Origin of the sequence: Pseudomonas sp. SWRI111, assembly GCF_014268555.1 — a bacterium.
Lineage (GTDB): Bacteria > Pseudomonadota > Gammaproteobacteria > Pseudomonadales > Pseudomonadaceae > Aquipseudomonas > Aquipseudomonas hamedanensis.
Genome location: NZ_JABWQQ010000009.1, coordinates 105,736 through 122,732, shown reverse-complemented (window position 1 = coordinate 122,732; position 16,997 = coordinate 105,736). Strand labels below are relative to the sequence as shown.

The 16,997-nt window shown below is 61.9% G+C and carries 9 protein-coding genes; 4 read left to right on the top strand and 5 right to left on the bottom strand.

Going from position 1 to position 16,997, the window contains the following annotated elements:
* Nucleotides 1-76 precede the first annotated feature (76 nt).
* Nucleotides 77-1,825, bottom strand: a complete 1,749-nt coding sequence (gene ngg, locus HU755_RS13035; RefSeq protein ID WP_186633184.1) for an N-acetylglutaminylglutamine synthetase — start codon at nt 1,823-1,825, stop codon at nt 77-79.
* 3 nt (nt 1,826-1,828) lie between these two features.
* A complete protein-coding gene (locus tag HU755_RS13030; RefSeq protein ID WP_186633181.1) occupies nt 1,829-3,601 on the bottom strand; it encodes an N-acetylglutaminylglutamine amidotransferase in 1,773 nt (590 codons plus the stop codon).
* Nucleotides 3,602-3,922: 321 nt separating this feature from the next.
* Here HU755_RS13030 and HU755_RS13025 point away from each other — a divergent pair, with 321 nt between their 5' ends.
* Nucleotides 3,923-8,740 (top strand): NEL-type E3 ubiquitin ligase domain-containing protein, encoded by a 4,818-nt coding sequence (locus tag HU755_RS13025; RefSeq protein WP_186633178.1) that lies wholly within the window; start codon nt 3,923-3,925, stop codon nt 8,738-8,740.
* 4 nt (nt 8,741-8,744) lie between these two features.
* On the opposite strand, the gene mnmC is transcribed toward HU755_RS13025, so the two are convergent.
* Nucleotides 8,745-10,724, bottom strand: a complete 1,980-nt coding sequence (gene mnmC / locus HU755_RS13020) for a bifunctional tRNA (5-methylaminomethyl-2-thiouridine)(34)-methyltransferase MnmD/FAD-dependent 5-carboxymethylaminomethyl-2-thiouridine(34) oxidoreductase MnmC (protein ID WP_186633175.1) — start codon at nt 10,722-10,724, stop codon at nt 8,745-8,747.
* Between the two features lie 276 nt (nt 10,725-11,000).
* Between mnmC and pap the strand changes: the two genes are divergently transcribed.
* On the top strand, nt 11,001-12,515 hold the full coding sequence (gene pap, locus HU755_RS13015; RefSeq protein WP_186633172.1) for a polyphosphate:AMP phosphotransferase: 1,515 nt from the start codon (nt 11,001-11,003) through the stop codon (nt 12,513-12,515).
* A gap of 105 nt (nt 12,516-12,620) precedes the next feature.
* Nucleotides 12,621-13,805, top strand: a complete 1,185-nt coding sequence (locus HU755_RS13010; protein ID WP_186633169.1) for a thiolase family protein — start codon at nt 12,621-12,623, stop codon at nt 13,803-13,805.
* 270 nt (nt 13,806-14,075) lie between these two features.
* Here the strand turns inward: HU755_RS13010 and HU755_RS13005 are convergent, their stop codons facing one another.
* Nucleotides 14,076-14,273 (bottom strand): DUF6316 family protein, encoded by a 198-nt coding sequence (locus HU755_RS13005; RefSeq protein WP_186633165.1) that lies wholly within the window; start codon nt 14,271-14,273, stop codon nt 14,076-14,078.
* Nucleotides 14,274-14,482: 209 nt separating this feature from the next.
* Between HU755_RS13005 and HU755_RS13000 the strand changes: the two genes are divergently transcribed.
* Nucleotides 14,483-15,442 (top strand): DMT family transporter, encoded by a 960-nt coding sequence (locus HU755_RS13000; RefSeq protein WP_186547024.1) that lies wholly within the window; start codon nt 14,483-14,485, stop codon nt 15,440-15,442.
* A gap of 105 nt (nt 15,443-15,547) precedes the next feature.
* Here the strand turns inward: HU755_RS13000 and HU755_RS12995 are convergent, their stop codons facing one another.
* Entirely contained in the window at nt 15,548-16,942 is a 1,395-nt protein-coding gene (locus HU755_RS12995; protein WP_186633162.1) for a class II fumarate hydratase, read from the bottom strand.
* Between the last annotated feature and the right edge of the window lie 55 nt (nt 16,943-16,997).

Below are 16,997 nucleotides of genomic sequence, written 5' to 3'. Positions count from 1 at the left end.
TCGCTCCCACATTTGGAAGGCATTCCCTTGTGGGAGCGAGCCTGCTCGCGAAGGCGTCAGCCCGAACAATGAAGATTCAAGAGATCGCCGGCTGACTGTGCGGAAACAGCAGATCGACAAACCGCTCCGCCGTCGGCTGCGGTTCATGGTTGGCCAGGCCGGCGCGTTCGTTGGCTTCGATAAATACGTAGTCGGGCTGATCCGCCGCCGGCACCATCAGGTCGAGACCGACCATCGGGATATCCAGCGCCCGCGCTGCGCGCACTGCGGCATCGACCAGCGTGGGATGCAGAATCGCCGTGACATCCTCCAGCGTGCCACCGGTGTGCAGATTGGCCGTACGCCGCACGAACAAATGCTCGCCCGCCGGCAGAACGCTGTCGTAGCCATAGCCGGCCGCCTGTAGCGTGCGCTCGGTTTCCTGATCCATCGGGATTCTGCTCTCGCCACCCGTGGCGGCCTGACGGCGCCGGCTCTGCGCCTCGATCAGCGCGCGAATCGAATGCTGGCCGTCGCCGACCACTTGCGCAGGCTTGCGAATCGCCGCCGCAACGACCTCAAAGCCAATCACCAGAATGCGCAGGTCGAGCCCCTCGTGAAAGCTCTCCAACAGCACGCGAGCGTCAAATTGCCTGGCGATTTCGATGGCTTGCTGCACCTCTTCAATGCTGCGCAAATCCACCGCCACGCCCTGACCCTGTTCACCGTCAAGGGGTTTGACCACCACCCGCTGATGCTCATCGAGAAACGCCAGGTTGTCGTCGGCATTGCCTGCCAGCTGCTGCGCGGGCAAGTTCAATCCGGCGGCTTTGAGTACTTTATGGGTCAGGCTTTTGTCCTGGCACAGGGTCATGCTGATGGCGCTGGTCAGGTCGCTCAACGATTCGCGGCAACGCACCCGGCGCCCGCCGTGGCTGAGGGTGAACAGCCCGGCGTCGGCGTCATCGACCTGCACATCGATGCCGCGCCGATGGGCTTCTTCGACAATGATCCGCGCATACGGGTTGAAGTTGGCTTCCGGCCCCGGGCCGAGAAACAGCGATTGGTTGATGCCATTCTTGCGCTTGATCGCGAAGGTCGGCAGGTTGCGGAAACCCAATTTGGCATAGAGGTTTTTCGCCAGGCGATTGTCGTGCAGCACCGACAAATCCAGATAGGCCAGGCCGCGACTCATGAAGTGCTCGACCAGATGCCGTACCAACACTTCCCCCACTCCGGGACGCGTGCAATGCGGATCGACCGCCAGGCACCACAGGCTGCTGCCGTGTTCCGGGTCGTTGAACGCATTTTGGTGGTTGAGGCCCATGACGCTGCCAATCACTGCGCCGCTGTCTTCATCCTCGGCCAGCCAGTACACCGGGCCGCCCTGATGATGCGGGGTGAGTAACTCGGGATCGATCGGCAGCATGCCGCGCGCCTGATACAAACGATTGATGCCTTGCCAGTCCGCCTCGCTCTGCGCGCGGCGAATGCGGAAACCGCGAAACACCCGGGTCGCCTGGCGGTAATCGCTGAACCACAGACGCAAGGTGTCGGAGGGATCGAGAAACAATTGCGTCGGTTCCAGGCCCAGAATCTGTTGCGGCGCGGCGACGTACAGCGCGATGTCGCGCTCGCCCGGTTGCTCGTTGAGCAACTCCTGCGCCAGCGAGGCCGGATCGGGAAACGTGTGGCCGATCAGCAGCCGGCCCCAGCCGCAATGCACGGCAATCGGCGCGGTGGCCGGTTCGCTGCCGTCTTCGGCCAGGCGCGCCTGCAAACGTTCATACGAGGGCGACTGACCACGTAGCAGGCGTTGGTTGATGGACGTGGGGTGGGGTTTCATCGATCAGATTCCTTGTTCACTGAGCCACAGGTTCAGGGCCGCCAGTTGCCACAGTTTCGAACCGCGCAACGGGGTCAACTGGCCTTGCGGATCAGTCAAAAGCTTGTCGAGCATGGTCGGGTTGAACAGGCCGCGATCCTGGCTGGGATCAAGCAACAGGTCGCGTACCCAATTGAGCGTGTCGCCCTGCAAGTGCTTGAGACCGGGTACCGGGAAGTAGCCTTTCTTGCGGTCGATCACCTCACTTGGAATCACTCGACGCGCCGCTTCTTTGAGCACTTGCTTGCCGCCATCGGGCAGCTTGAATTTGCCCGGAACGCGGGCCGACAGTTCGACCAGTCGATAATCGAGAAACGGCGTACGCGCTTCCAGGCCCCAGGCCATGGTCATGTTGTCGACGCGTTTGACCGGGTCATCGACCAGCATCACCGTGCTGTCGAGACGCAAGGCTTTGTCCACCGCGGCATCGGCGCCAGGCTGGGCAAAGTGCTCTTTGACGAAGTCGCCGGCCGCATCGTGGTCGACCAGCCATTTCGGCTGCACGGTCGCCGCGTAGTCGTCGTAGCTGCGATCGAAGAACGCATCGCGATAGGCGGCGTAAGGATTCGCCGCGCCGTCGACTTGCGGGTACCAGTGGTAACCGGCGAACAACTCATCCGCGCCTTGGCCGCTCTGTACCACTTTGCAGTGCTTGGCCACTTCCCGGGACAACAGATAGAAAGCGATGCAGTCGTGGCTGACCATCGGCTCGCTCATCGCGCGGAACGCGGCGGGCAGTTGCTCGATGATTTCTTTCTCATCGATTCGCAACTGATGGTGGCGGGTGCCGTAGTGCCTGGCGATCAGGTCCGAATACTGGAACTCATCACCGCGTTCGCCGCCGGCATCCTGGAAGCCGATGGAGAAGGTCGACAGGTTCTCAACGCCGACTTCGCGCAGCAGACCGACGAGCATGCTCGAATCGACACCGCCGGACAGCAGCACGCCGACGTCGACCGCTGCACGCTGCCGAATCGCCACCGCTTCGCGGGTGCTGTCGAGCACACGATCGACCCAGTCTTCGAGGTTGAGGTTTTTCTCGTCCTCGCGCGGGCCGTAGGGCAGGGTCCACCAGGTTTTCTGTTCGGTGCGGCCATCGGCCTCGACGCGCATCCAGGTGGCTGGCGGCAGTTTTTCGATACCCGCCAGCAGGGTGCGCGGTGCCGGTACCACCGCGTGGAAATTCAGGTAATGGTTGAGCGCTACCGGATCGAGGATCGGGTTGATGTCGCCGCCCTTGAGCAGTGCCGGCAATGCCGAGGCAAACCGCAGGCGTTGCCCGGTCCGCGACAGGTACAACGGCTTGACGCCGAGACGGTCCCGGGCCATGAACAGACGCTGGTTGTCACGCTCCCAAATGGCAAAGGCAAACATACCGTTGAGCTTGGGCAGCAGCGCTTCGCCCCAGGCGTGATAACCCTTGAGCAACACTTCGGTGTCACCGCCGGAATAGAAGGCGTAACCCAGCGCTTCGAGTTCAGCGCGCAGTTCGGGGAAGTTGTAGATCGCCCCGTTGAAGGCCAGTGACAGGCCCAACTGACTGTCGATCATCGGCTGCGCCGAGCCGTCCGACAGGTCCATGATTTTCAGGCGTCGATGGCCCAGGGCAATCGGCCCTTGGGCATGAAAGCCCCACGCGTCAGGGCCGCGAGGCGCCAGGTGATGGGTGATTCGCTCGATGGCTGCAAGGTCTGCAGGTTGTTGATCAAAACGTAACTCGCCAGCTAATCCACACATAAAGTCCTTACCGGTTTTTCCGTTGGGGAGGGGTCAAGCCGTACCGCGCAAAAAGAGCGGGTACTCAGAAACTGACCCGCCTCGGTATGTGGAGTTTTAGATCGATAAGTTATAAGCAGGCCTGGCAGGCGTACGCCCGGCCGTCACGAGGGCGACACCGTTTGGCTCAGAGATTTGTCGCCGGGTGGTGGTAGCGGGGTATTTTATTGATGACAAATGCTGTTGGTTTGCAGCCGGGCAGACCCGGTTTTTTGAATTATTAATGGGGCAGTAATCTCGCTAAGGTCAAGGTCCGAAACCCGCAATAAAGGACTATTGCCGATGCCTGCCACGGAGAAGAAACAGGACCTGCCTCAAGGGTCGATACTCAACACCCTACTGGACGCCACGGGCGACCTCGATACCGCCGAGGCCCTGCAAAAGTGCCTGCCGGCGTCTTTGCTCAAAGCCTCCACCGCGACGCTGGCCGATATCGATCAGACCGCGCGGGATTTGCACGACATTCAGCTCAAGGTCGACAAGGATCTGGCCGGGCTCAAACCGTTACACAGCTTTTGCATCAACGCACTGAACGAAGCGTTGCAGCGCAAATGGCCGGCGAAGTACGACGTCGAGCAGGATTTGCTGAGCATGCCGGGCGATCCGTGCGGCTGTCCGCCGTCGTCTGTCAAGGATGGTATCGAAACCATCAACCACTCCACACAATCCCTGTTGCAGGGGGCAATGCAGAATTTCAGCGAAGACGAGGAGGGCGCTGATGCGTTTCCCGATGGCAGTGTGGTGCGCGTCAAAGCTGCGCCTGGCGGAGTGAAAGACTTGACCCCCGCGGCGTTCGCCGCGTTCTGCCGCGAGCTGGATCTTGGCAAACAATACCAGGAGCATTTTCAGCAGGTCTTTGGCCTTCGGGACGAAGATGGCAAGGTCGTGGCAACCAGCTCGATGACCCGCGATATCGCCAGCATGAAGAAGCTGTCGTTGCAATTCGATACCCATCTGGCTTCGCTCAAGGGCCACATCACGCCAGCCGGCTTGCGCATGCTGCAGGACTTGATCAAGGCCGAAGGCGTGGTATCGGCGAAGAGCCTGCGCTACGGCGGGCGCACGATGATCATGCAAGGCCTTGAGGTCATGGACGCTTGCGTGTGGGGCGTCGTGGTGTTTTCCGCGCGGTCGGTGGAGCAATACCCGGATGAATGGTGCCTGGTGTATATGGCCGGCGAACCCGACCGGCCGCTTTACGAATACTCCAGTTTCAGCGCCTTCAAGCGATACCTGACTCAGCAGTTGCAGCTCAAGCCGTTTCAGGAGTATTTCGCGCAAAGTCTGGACGAAGATGCCAAGGCGGATTTTTTCAAAAGCTTTACCGACACCCAGGAGCTGGGCACCGTCCGGCAGCTGTCGATCACCACACCACTGTTTGAATTCATGGTGCAGAGCCATGTCGGCAAGTTGCAGCTCGACGCCCGCAAACTGGCAGTGCCGACCGCTGATATCGATGAAGATGTTCGGCAAAAGCGCTTGCTCGATTTCCTCCAGATGGGCGTAACCGTGGCATCGGTGGCGGGCTTGTTTGTGCCGGTGCTTGGGCAACTGATGATGGGCGTTGCGGTCGGGCAGTTGCTCGGCGAGGTGTACGAAGGCGTCGAAGACTGGCGTCGCGGCGATCATCAGCAAGCCCTGTCTCACCTGCTCAGCGTGGCCGAGAACATCGCGCTGATGGCTGCGTTTGCTGGCGGGCAAAAAGCGCTGGGGGCATTGGGCAGAAAGCTCGTGCGTTCACACCCGGAATTTTTCGGCCAGTTCACCGCCATCCTCAACCGGGCCGGCAAGCCGCGCCTGTGGAAACCTGATCTGAGCGTCTATGAACATAGCCTTCCGGCAGGGCTGACCGTGGCGGATGGCTCCACGGAGTTTTACCGGATCGGTGACAAGACCCTTGGCCGTGTCGATCAGCGCTTCTTTGCCGGCAGCCATGACTCCGAGACGAACGTCTGGCGCCTTGAGCACGCCAGCCGTGCGCAGGCGTATTCCCCTGAACTGACGCGGCACGTCGAAGGCGGCTGGCGGCTTCCCGATGAAAGGACTGAAGAATGGGCCGGCAGCGCCTACCCGCTCAAGCGCATCGATCCGCACTTGAGTGAATTCGTCGACACCGACCTGGACATGATGCGCCGGCTCAGCGACACCTCGTACGAAACCTTGCACCGCGTCTTCAGCGACAACCTGAGCCTGCCGGTGCGATTGCGCGATACCGTGGAACGCGTGCGCATCGGCCGCCAGTCAAGTGAGTTGGCGCGCGAGCTGCAGAGCGGCGAGATCCATTCGGGGCAGTCCGTCGAGGAACAGTTGCACGCCTTGCCGAAACTGCCGGGCTGGCCAACTGACCGCTACATTGAAGTGATGCGTGCCGAAGGTTCAGTCAAAGCGGCCTATCCGCCGACCAGGGTGGCCGACGATCAACTTTGCGTCGAAATCGACGAAGACCAGTTGGCCCAGGGGCAGTTGCTGCAAACGGTCATCGACGGTCTGTACCCGCACGAAGTCGACACTTTGCTCGGCAGCAAGGTTGCGCAAGGCGCTCAAGAGTCAGCGCTGGCGAAAAAACTCGGTACGGCGCTGGAGGAGGACCATCGCGCGGTGTTCGAGCACATGTACCGGCGTTATGACCAGAGTGAAGCAGCGGATGTGCTGACACTGCGCGCGGTCTATGCCGGCCTCCCGCAGCGCGTTGCGCAAACGCTGATCGACCGCGCGCCCAGTGTTGAGCGGTTGTCCCTGCGCTCGGCCGATCGCGTACCGCTGCGCCTGGGACAGCAGGCCAGCGAGCAGCTCGCCAGGGTACGGCTCGATCGTGCGCTGACGGGATTGCACTGGCCGTGGATCGCCACGGCCGATACCGACAAACTGGCGATTCAATTGCTGCCACGCTTGCGTGGCTGGGAGGCCGGGCTGCGTCTGGTGGTGCGGGACAAAACGCTCAGCGGACCGGTGCTGGAAGCCATCGGCGCCGAAACAGCGACCGCCGCCGACACCTGTTCGCTAGTGAAGTCCGGCGCAGGCTACGAAGCATTCGGCGGCGACGGCAAATCGCTGGGCAAAGTGGCAGCGGGCCCCGACGCGCTCTATACGGCGGTCCTCAAGGCATTGCCGGCGCGCCAGCGAATCGCCGCCGGATTTGCCGACCCGTCACCCGCCGAGGCTGCACGGTTGCGCAGCCAGTTGCTCGATGTCGCGCTGGCCGAGCGCGAGGCCAGCGCGCAGACATTGGTCAGCGGCAAGTTTACCGAGCGGCTCGTCGAACCCGCGTGCATCCAGGGCGATCAGCCACCTGCGATCAATCATCCCCGAACCTTGTTGCGCAAAGTGCGCAAGTTGTATCCGCGGCTGAGTGAAATCGAGGCCGGACAATTGCTCGATGAGCTGGGTGATGATCCGCTGAGCCGCGCGACCCGTGTCCGCGCCTTGCGTCAGGATTTGCTCAAACTGCGTGATGCGTTGTTTGCGTGGAGTGAAGACGAGACCGCCATGCGCGCACTGGGGGGCGACTGGGGCGAGGTGCGACACGGCCGCAAGACGGTTGCCGAGATGATCGAGGAGGCTTTTCGACGGATTTCTGTGGCTGAAAACGATCAGGGTGAATCTGTCTGTGCGCTCAACCTCGACAAGATGCGCGTCGGCAAACTGCCAACCTTGCCGCCGGGGGTGAGCTTCGATCACATCGAGCGATTGTCGCTGCGGGAAATGGAGCAGGGCGATGACGTGGTGTACTTCCTCAAAGCGTTCAAGCAGCTCGAGTCACTGGAACTGGACCACAACAAAATCACGCGCCTGCCGGAAGTCCTGTCGCATATGCCCAGGCTCGGTCGCTTGAGTCTGGCGAACAATCAGCTGCGGTTGACCGAGCAGACGCTGGTAAAACTCAACGGGTTGCGCACCCTGCATCACCTGAACATCAACGCTAATCCACTGGGGGCCACGCCGGATATCGGCAGCATGGTCAAGCTGCGGCAATTGCTGCTGCGCGAGACCGGCCTTACGGAGCTGCCCAAGGGCCTTGAGCTGCCCGCGCATCTTGACTGGATCAACCTGAGCGATAACCAGATCAAGGAATTGCCGCTCTGGCTGTTCCGCACCTCGAGACGCTTCAGTCAGTCCGTTGATCTGAGCCGCAATCCATTGTCCAGAACCAGCGCGACGCACCTTGAGACGTATCGCAAGAATTACGGCGTCGGCATGGGGTATCTGGCGGACGACATTGCCCGACTTGACGAGCAAAAGGCTCGCTCACTCTGGTTTACCGAGACCGCAGGCGAGGTCGGCGCGACACGTGAGCGGATCTGGACGGCATTCAAAGAGGAACCGCGAGCCGAAGCGTTGTTCCATTTGCTGGCGGTACTGGGCGATACCGCCGGTGGCACCAAGGGCAGCGCTGATCTGCAACGCCGTGTCTGGACGGTACTTGAGGCTGCGGAAACTGACGCTGGGTTGTGCGACCAACTGCTGGACATAGCGGCCAACCGGATGATCTGTACCGACAGCGCGGCGGTCAATTTCAGCCACCTTGAAGTTGCGGTGGAGGTCAATCGATTGACCAACGCAGCCTCCGGTGAGATCACAGCCAAACCGCTGTTGAAGCTGCTCCGCGGTCTGTTCAGACTGGACCAACTCAACGCAATTGCCGAGGAGCATGCCGCCAAAGTCAAAGCCGATGCACTGGAGGTGAATCTGGCTTTTCGCATCGGCCTGGCCGAAACGCTGGACCTGCCCGGTCAGCCGCGGCACATGCTCTTCAGTGAACAGGCGAAGGTGACTGCTGCCGATCTGGAGGCAGCGAAGAACCGCGTCAGTGCCGCTGAACTTTCCCCTGAACTGTTGAAGTTCATGCTGCGCCAGCCGTTCTGGAGCGATTACCTCAAACGCACATTTCCCCGTCAGTTCTCGCCTATCGATGAAAAGTTCGCGGCGAAACTCGAGCGGGAGTTTGAAGGGGCGAGCAAATTGTCATCGGCCGACTACCTGAGTAAGGTGGACGCCATCAAGCTCGATCGCGAACAGGCTGAAGAGGCGGTGCTCCAGCGCCTGACCGACGACGCCGTTCGTCTGGCCGATCTGGGCATCTGCATGATGCCCGAGGCCTGAGCGGTTATTGGCCGCGAATCAGCCGGCGCAGGGCGAAGCGGTTGGGGTGACAGGCTTCGGCCACTGGGCGTGGCAGGGGCAGCGGTTCATTGTCCAGCCACGCCGCGAGCAGTTCGCCGGACAGCGGCGCGGTAATCAAACCGCGCGAGCCGTGGCCGCTGTTGACGTACAGACCATCGAGCCATGGGCAAGGCGTGTCCGGCACTTGTCGGGCATCCTTGCTCAGCGCCGCGTAGGCATGGTTGAACGCTTCGAGGTCAGCGAGCGGGCCGACGATGGGCAGATAATCCGGGCTGGTGCAGCGGAACGCCGCACGTCCCTGCAGGCTGTCGAGCGGCAACTCGGCGATGCTCAGGCGGGCGACCAGATCGTTGGAAATCTCTTCGAGCATCGCCAGATTGCCCTGGTGCTCGGCGAGGGTCGGCGTCAGGTCGTCGCTGTGGAAAGCGAAACTGGCGCCGAGAGTGTGTTCGCCCAATCGGGCCGGGGCGACGTAGCCTTCGGCACAGACCACCGTGGTCAGCGCCTGACTCTGCGCGGTCTGCGTGAGCCGGGTGATTTGTCCGCGAATGCGCTTGAGGGGCAGCTCGGCAGTTTGCTCGAAGCGCTTGATCTCTGCCGCCCCGGCCAGCACCACGACGGGCGCGCTGGCGAGCAGGTGCTCGCCGTCGAACGCTTGCCACTGATCATTGACCTTGCGCAGTTGCAGCACGTCGCGATGGGGGAGCAGCTCAATATTCGGCTGCGTCGCTTGCGCCTGACACAACGCCGGCGGATGCACCCAGCCCCCTTCGGGGTAATACAGACCCCCGCAGTTCAGGCCCACCCCCGCGACAGCCTGCGCTTGTGGCGGGTCGAGCCAGTGCAGCAGGTCCTCGGGGAAGGCGGCTGCCAACTGCGCGTGACGCTCGGCTTCCTTGGCATTGAACGCCAGTTGCAGCACACCGCAGTCGTCCCAGTCGGTGCCGCGTTGCAGCGATTCGAGCAGCCGGCGGGTGTAACCGAAACCGCTGAGGATCAGTTGCGAGAGCGCCGTGCCGTGGGCGGACAGTTTCAGATACAGCACGCCCTGCGGATTGCCCGACGCTTCTTGCGCCACCGCGTTGTGCCGCTCGAGCAGCGTCACCTGCCAGCCTCGTGCGGCGAGACTCGATGCGCTGGCGCAGCCGGCCAGACCGGCGCCGATCACCAAGGCCCTTCGCTCGCCACTCATCGGGGCAGGGCGTGCAAACCATGGCTTTGCCGGGGCGGGCGCTGCGACCTCTGGCGGCCAGCCGAGAAACTCGCCACGCAGAATCTCCCATTTATGCCCGATGCCCGGCGTGCGCTTCATTTTGAACCCGGCGGCATTGAGCAAACGCCGCACCCAGCCGGTGCTGGTAAATGTGCTGATGGTCGCGCCCGGCGCCGCGAGCCGCGCCAGTTCGACGAAAAGTTCTGCAGTCCACATGTCGGGGTTTTTCGCCGGAGCAAAACCGTCGAGAAACCAGGCGTCAATCTGGCCGTCGAGTTGGGGCAGTTGCTTCAGCACATCGCCGATCAGCAGGGTCAGCGTCACTCGCCCGTCGGCCAGGGTGATGCGCTGAAAACCTTGGTGGATCGCCACGTAACGGGTCAGCAACTGATCGGTCAGGGATTTGAGTTCAGGCCATAACGCCAGCGCCCGCTGCAGGTCGGCAGGGCTCAGGGGATATTTTTCGACGCTGACAAAGTGCAGCCGCGCACCGGCCACGGCATGCTGCTCGAACAATTGCCAGGCGCAGAGAAAATTCAGTCCGGTGCCAAAGCCGGTTTCACCGATGACCAGGCGTCCGCCCGCCGGCAGCGCAGCAAAACGCTCGGCCAGGCGGTTTTGTTCAAGGAACACATAACGGGTTTCGTCCAGCCCCGACTGGTCGGAAAAATACACGTCGTCGAACACTCGCGAACGAGGACGTCCGTGGTCATCCCAATCGAGTTGGGCATGGGGCAATGGGGCTTTCATGGCAGGCTCGGCAACGACAAGGCCGCCATTCTAGCCGATCAGGCGCGGGCTGCCTGATCCACAGCAATGTTGACCCTTGTGGCGAGGGAGCTTGCTCCCGCTCGGCTGCGCAGCAGGCGCAGACCTGCGATCGCTTTTTCCTGGCAGACCGCGTGCACTGGTTTTTGGGCTGCTCCGCAACCCAGCGGGAGCAAGCTCCCTCGCCACAGGGAATTTATGCGCCGCCTGCATGCCCAATCCGCTAGTCTTGCTGAACCCTGGAAGGAGCCGTCGCCCATGTTTGAATCCGCTGAAATCGGTCACGCCATCGACAAAGACACCTTTGAGGCCGCCGTCCCGGCGCTGCGCGAGGCGTTGCTGGAAGCCCAGTTCGAATTGCAGCAGCAGAAGCGCTTCCCGGTGATCATCCTGATCAACGGCATCGAAGGTGCAGGCAAGGGCGAGACGGTCAAGCTGCTCAACGAGTGGATGGACCCGCGCCTGATCGAGGTGCGCACTTTCGATCAGCAGACCGATGAAGAACTGTCGCGACCGCCGGCCTGGCGCTATTGGCGGATGCTCCCGGCCAAGGGGCGCATGGGTATTTTCTTCGGCAACTGGTACAGCCAGATGTTGCAGGGCCGGGTGCATGGGCTGTTCAAGGATCCGCGTCTGGATCAGGCCATCGCGGGCGCCGAGCGTCTGGAAAAAATGCTTTGCGATGAAGGGGCCCTGATCTTCAAGTTCTGGTTTCACTTGTCGAAAAAACAAATGAAAGCCCGGCTCAAGACCCTGGCCGACGATCCCCTGCACAGCTGGCGTATCAGCCCGCTGGACTGGCAGCAATCGCAGACCTACGACAAGTTCGTCAAATACGGCGAGCGCGTGCTGCGCCGCACCAGCCGCGATTACGCACCGTGGCACGTCATCGAGGGCGCCGACGCCAATTACCGCAGCCTGGCCGTCGGCAAGATTCTCCTCGAAGGCCTGCAAAATGCGCTCAAGCGTGCCGACGTCAGTCCTCACGATGTCAGCGCCGCGCCGTTGGGCACGCCGGTCGATCAGTTGAACCTGCTCGACAGCCTCGACCTCAGTCAGCGTCTGGACAAGAAAGACTACGAAGAACAACTGATCACCGAACAGGCGCGCCTGTCGGGTTTGATGCGCGACAAACGCATGCGCCGCCATGCACTGGTCGCGGTGTTCGAAGGCAACGATGCAGCGGGCAAGGGCGGGGCGATTCGCCGTGTCGCGGCGGCGCTCGATCCGCGCCAGTACAGCATCGTGCCGATCGCCGCGCCGACCGAAGAAGAGCGCGCGCAACCGTACCTGTGGCGGTTCTGGCGGCATATTCCGGCGCGAGGCAAGTTCACGGTATTCGATCGCTCGTGGTACGGACGGGTGCTGGTCGAGCGGATCGAGGGCTTTTGCACCCCGGCCGACTGGCTGCGCGCCTATGGCGAAATCAACGACTTCGAAGAGCAACTGGCCGATGCCGGGATCATCGTCGTCAAGTTCTGGCTGGCGATCGACAAATACACGCAAATGGAGCGCTTTCAAGAGCGCGAAGAGATTTCCTTCAAACGCTTCAAGATCACCGAAGATGACTGGCGCAATCGCGAAAAATGGGACGCCTATCGCGCAGCGGTCGGCGACATGGTCGATCGCACCAGCACCGAAATCGCGCCGTGGACGCTGGTCGAGGCCAATGACAAGCGCTGGGCGCGGGTCAAGGTTTTGCGCACGATCAACCGGGCATTGGAAGAGGCTTTCGAGCAATCCGACAAGAAAGCCAGGAAACACAAGCACTGAGGCGATGGCCGCGCATACGCCGGGTGAATGATCCTCGCGGTCGGCAAGAAGGTGGACTTATGCTCAGGTCCACTCTCAACCGACAACAACAATGAGGTATGCGCCATGCGTGAAGTGGTGATCGTCGACAGCGTGCGGACCGGCCTGGCCAAATCCTTTCGCGGCAAGTTCAACCAGACCCGCCCCGACGACCTGGCGGCCCATTGCGTCAATGCGCTGCTTGAGCGCAACGCCCTCGACCCGGCCAGCGTCGAGGATTGCATCGTCGGTGCCGGCTCCAACGAGGGCGCGCAGGGTTACAACATCGGTCGCAACGTCGCGGTGCTGTCGCGTCTGGGCACCGGCACCGCCGGCATGACCCTGAACCGTTTCTGCTCGTCGGGCTTGCAGGCAATCGCCATCGCCGCCAACCAGATCGCCTCGGGATGCAGCGACATCATCGTTGCCGGCGGCGTCGAGTCGATCAGCCTGACCCTGAAAAGCGTCAACACCGACAACTTGATCAACCCGCTGCTCAAGCAACAGACCCCGGGCATCTACTACACGATGGGCCAGACCGCCGAAGTGGTGGCACGGCGTTATGACGTCAGTCGTGAAGCGCAGGATCACTATGCGCTGCAAAGCCAGATCCGCACCGCTCAGGCGCAGGCGACCGGGCTGTTCGATGATGAGATCGTGCCGATGGCGGTGCAGTATCGCGTCGAGGACAAAAACACCGGCCAGGTGCAGGTACTCGACGGCGTCGTGGATCGCGACGACTGCAACCGTCCCGACACCACTTACGAAAGCCTCGCGGCGCTAAAACCGGTGTTTGCCGAAGACGGTTCGGTGACGGCGGGCAACTCGTCGCAACTGTCTGATGGGGCGTCGATGACCTTGGTGATGAGCCTGGAAAAAGCGCTGGCGCTGGGGCTTAAGCCGAAAGCGTTTTTCCGCGGTTTCACTGTGGCCGGCTGCGAGCCGGACGAGATGGGCATCGGCCCGGTGTTCTCGGTGCCGAAACTGCTCAAGGCCAAAGGCTTGCAGGTGGCGGATATCGATCTGTGGGAATTAAATGAGGCGTTCGCTTCGCAGTGCCTGTACAGCCGCGATCGGCTGGAGATCGATAACGACAAATACAACGTCAACGGCGGTTCGATCTCGATCGGACATCCGTTTGGCATGACCGGGTCGCGCCAGGTCGGGCATCTGGTGCGCGAGCTGCAGCGGCGTAATCTGCGTTACGGCATTGTCACCATGTGCGTGGGTGGCGGGATGGGGGCTAGCGGGTTGTTTGAGGCGGTGCGCTAAGCCGCAAATAATTGGGTCTGTTCCGGCCTCTTCGCGAGCAAGCCCGCTCCCACATTCAACCGCGATCCCAGGTGAGGAATGCGGTCGAATGTGGGAGCGGGCTTGCTCGCGAAAGCAGCACTGCGGTCTATCGGTTGCAATCCTGCCGCTGCATCCGCGCGACGTAAGCCTTTATTTCCTGCTCAGCATTCTCGGGACTGAACCGCGATCCCAGGTGAGGAATGCGGTCGAATGTGGGAGCGGGCTTGCTCGCGAAGGCATCACTGCAGTCTATCGGCTGCAATCCTGCCGCCGCATCCGCGCAATATAAGCCTGAATTTCCTGCTCTATCACCCGGCCGTCAAACGGCCCCTCAAGGGTGTTTTCCCGGGTGCTGAAAAACAGTTCGCCGTTGACCCTGCAGATGCGGTCGCTGCGAAAACGGGTAGCGGGAGCGGGGGCGCTGTCGTCGGCGCGCTTGGCGTACATGTCGGTCTCCTGAGCAATGCGCTGAAACGTCTGCAATCAGCTTATGCCTGAAGCACTTGGGGCGCCTGTTGAGGCGATCAACGGCGGCGCGCCGGTTTACTGCTGCGACCCGCACAGTTTCATTCGCGGCCTGTCCTCAACTGTCCCTGTGTTGCACGCGGCGGCGCGCCTAGAATGAGTGCTCTTGTCAGCAGGCTTTTGGGGTTCGCATGCACATTTCATCGGGGCGCTGGGTGTACGGATTGTTCCTGGCGCTGCTGACCGCATTTTTGTGGGGCATCCTGCCGATCAAGCTCAAACAGGTGTTGCTGGTGATGGATCCGGTCACGGTGACCTGGTTTCGCCTGATGGTGTCCGGCGGCTGCCTGTTCATCTACCTGGCGTCGGTGAAGCGTCTGCCGAGCCGCAAGGTACTCGGGCCCAAGGGCGGCTGGCTGGTGCTGATGGCGGTGCTCGGCCTGGTCGGCAATTACGTGTTGTACCTGATGGGCCTCAACCTGCTCAGCCCCGGCACCGCGCAACTGGTAGTGCAGATGGGGCCGATCATGTTGCTGATCGCCAGCCTGTTTGTGTTCAAGGAGCGTTTCAGCATCGGCCAGGGCATCGGGTTGGCGGTGCTGCTGATCGGTTTCGGATTGTTCTTCAACCAGCGTCTGGCCGAATTGCTGACCTCGTTGTCCGATTACACCGCAGGCGTTTTGCTGGTGCTGCTGGCCTCGACGGTATGGACCTTTTACGCGCTGGGCCAGAAGCAATTGCTGACGGTGTGGAATTCGCTGCAAGTGATGATGGTGATCTACCTGTTCTGCGCGTTGTTGCTGACGCCGTGGGTGCATCCGCTTGAAGCGTTGAACCTGAGCCCGCTGCAAGGCTGGCTGCTGCTGGCGTGCTGCATGAATACGCTGATCGCCTACGGGGCATTCGCCGAAGCGCTGGCGCACTGGGAGGCGTCGCGGGTCAGCGCGACCCTGGCGATCACGCCGCTGGTGACGTTTGCTGCGGTGGCGATTGCGGCGCGGGTCTGGCCCGAATATGTGCATGCCGAGCAGATCAATGCGCTGGGCTATGGCGGGGCAGTGCTGGTAGTGCTCGGCTCGGCGCTGGTGGCGCTGGGGCCGTCGTTGATGGCCGGGCTCAGGGCGCGGCGTCTGAAAATGGCAGCCAGTTAAACCGCGTCGGCCGCATTCGCGAGCAGGCTCGCTCCCACATTGGAATGCAATTTTCCTGTGGGAGCGGGCTTGCTCGCGAAGGCTGACTTGCAGGCGCTACATGACTCAGCCCTTGGCCCCAGCCTCGATCATGTTCTCCGGCCGCACCCACGCCTCGAACTCTTGATCGGTCAGATAGCCCAGTTGCAGCGCCGCTTCGCGCAAGGTCAGCCCTTCGCTGTAAGCCTTCTTGGCGATTTCCGCCGATTTGTCATAACCGATGTGCGGGTTCAGCGCTGTCACCAGCATCAAGCCACGTTCCAGGTGTTGGGCCATGACCTCGGCATCCGGTTCCAGCCCGGCAATGCAGTGCTGCTGGAAGTTGCTGCAGCCGTCGCCCAGCAGGCGGATCGATTGCAGCAGGTTGTGAATGATCACCGGTTTGAACACGTTCAACTGCAAGTGACCCTGGCTGGCGGCGATGCCGATCGTCACGTCATTGCCCAATACCTGACAGGCGAGCATCGACAGCGCCTCGCACTGTGTCGGATTGACCTTGCCGGGCATGATCGAACTGCCTGGTTCATTGGCCGGCAACTTCACTTCGGCGAAACCGGCACGCGGGCCGGAGCCAAGCAGACGCAGGTCGTTGGCGATTTTCATCAGGGCTACGGCGAGGGTTTTCAGCGCGCCGGACAGGTTAGTCAGTGGCTCGTGGCCGGCCAGCGCGGCGAACTTGTTCGGCGCGGTGACAAACGGCAAGCCGGAAAGCGCGGCCAGCTCGGCGGCAATCGCCTCACCAAAACCGTGCGGCGAATTCAGCCCGGTGCCGACGGCGGTGCCGCCCTGAGCCAGCTCGCAGACAGCGGGTAGAGCGGCGCGAATGGCACGCTCGGCGTAATCGAGTTGCGCAATGAAACCGGACAACTCCTGGCCGAAAGTGATCGGGGTGGCATCCATCATGTGCGTGCGGCCGGTCTTCACCAGTTTCATGTGCCGCGCCGCCAGTTCGGCGAGGCCGCCGGACAACTCGGCAATCGCCGGCAGCAGTTGTTCGTGCACCGCTTTGACGGTGGCGATGCTCATGGCCGTGGGGAAGCAGTCGTTGGAGCTTTGCGAGCGGTTGACGTGATCGTTCGGGTGCACTGGCGTCTTGCCGCCGCGCGGATTGCCGGCCAGTTCGTTGGCACGGCCGGCGATCACTTCGTTGACGTTCATGTTGCTCTGGGTGCCGCTGCCGGTCTGCCAGACCACCAGCGGAAACTGGTCGTCGTGCTGACCATCGAGAACTTCATCGGCGGCTTGTTCGATCAGGCGGGCGATGTCGGCGGGCAGGTCGCCGTTGCGGTCGTTGACCCGTGCGGCGGCTTTCTTGATCAGCGCCAGGGCGTGCAGCACCGGTAGCGGCATGCGTTCCTGACCGATGGCAAAGTTGATCAGCGAGCGTTGCGTCTGAGCACCCCAGTAGGCGTCGTCCGGGACTTCAATCTGGCCCAGGCTGTCGGTTTCGATACGGCTCATCGTGCTCACTCCTGTTGGTCGGTTGGCGCAGTTTAGGCCGGCTTCGGCCCGGGTG

Coding starts and splice junctions, on each gene's coding strand:
- mnmC (WP_186633175.1), bottom strand. CDS start 10,724: ATGAAAGCCCCATTGCCCCATGCCCAACTCGATTGGGATGACCACGGA.
- HU755_RS13025 (WP_186633178.1), top strand. CDS start 3,923: ATGCCTGCCACGGAGAAGAAACAGGACCTGCCTCAAGGGTCGATACTC.
- pap (WP_186633172.1), top strand. CDS start 11,001: ATGTTTGAATCCGCTGAAATCGGTCACGCCATCGACAAAGACACCTTT.
- HU755_RS13000 (WP_186547024.1), top strand. CDS start 14,483: ATGCACATTTCATCGGGGCGCTGGGTGTACGGATTGTTCCTGGCGCTG.
- HU755_RS12995 (WP_186633162.1), bottom strand. CDS start 16,942: ATGAGCCGTATCGAAACCGACAGCCTGGGCCAGATTGAAGTCCCGGAC.
- HU755_RS13010 (WP_186633169.1), top strand. CDS start 12,621: ATGCGTGAAGTGGTGATCGTCGACAGCGTGCGGACCGGCCTGGCCAAA.
- HU755_RS13005 (WP_186633165.1), bottom strand. CDS start 14,273: ATGTACGCCAAGCGCGCCGACGACAGCGCCCCCGCTCCCGCTACCCGT.
- HU755_RS13030 (WP_186633181.1), bottom strand. CDS start 3,601: ATGTGTGGATTAGCTGGCGAGTTACGTTTTGATCAACAACCTGCAGAC.
- ngg (WP_186633184.1), bottom strand. CDS start 1,825: ATGAAACCCCACCCCACGTCCATCAACCAACGCCTGCTACGTGGTCAG.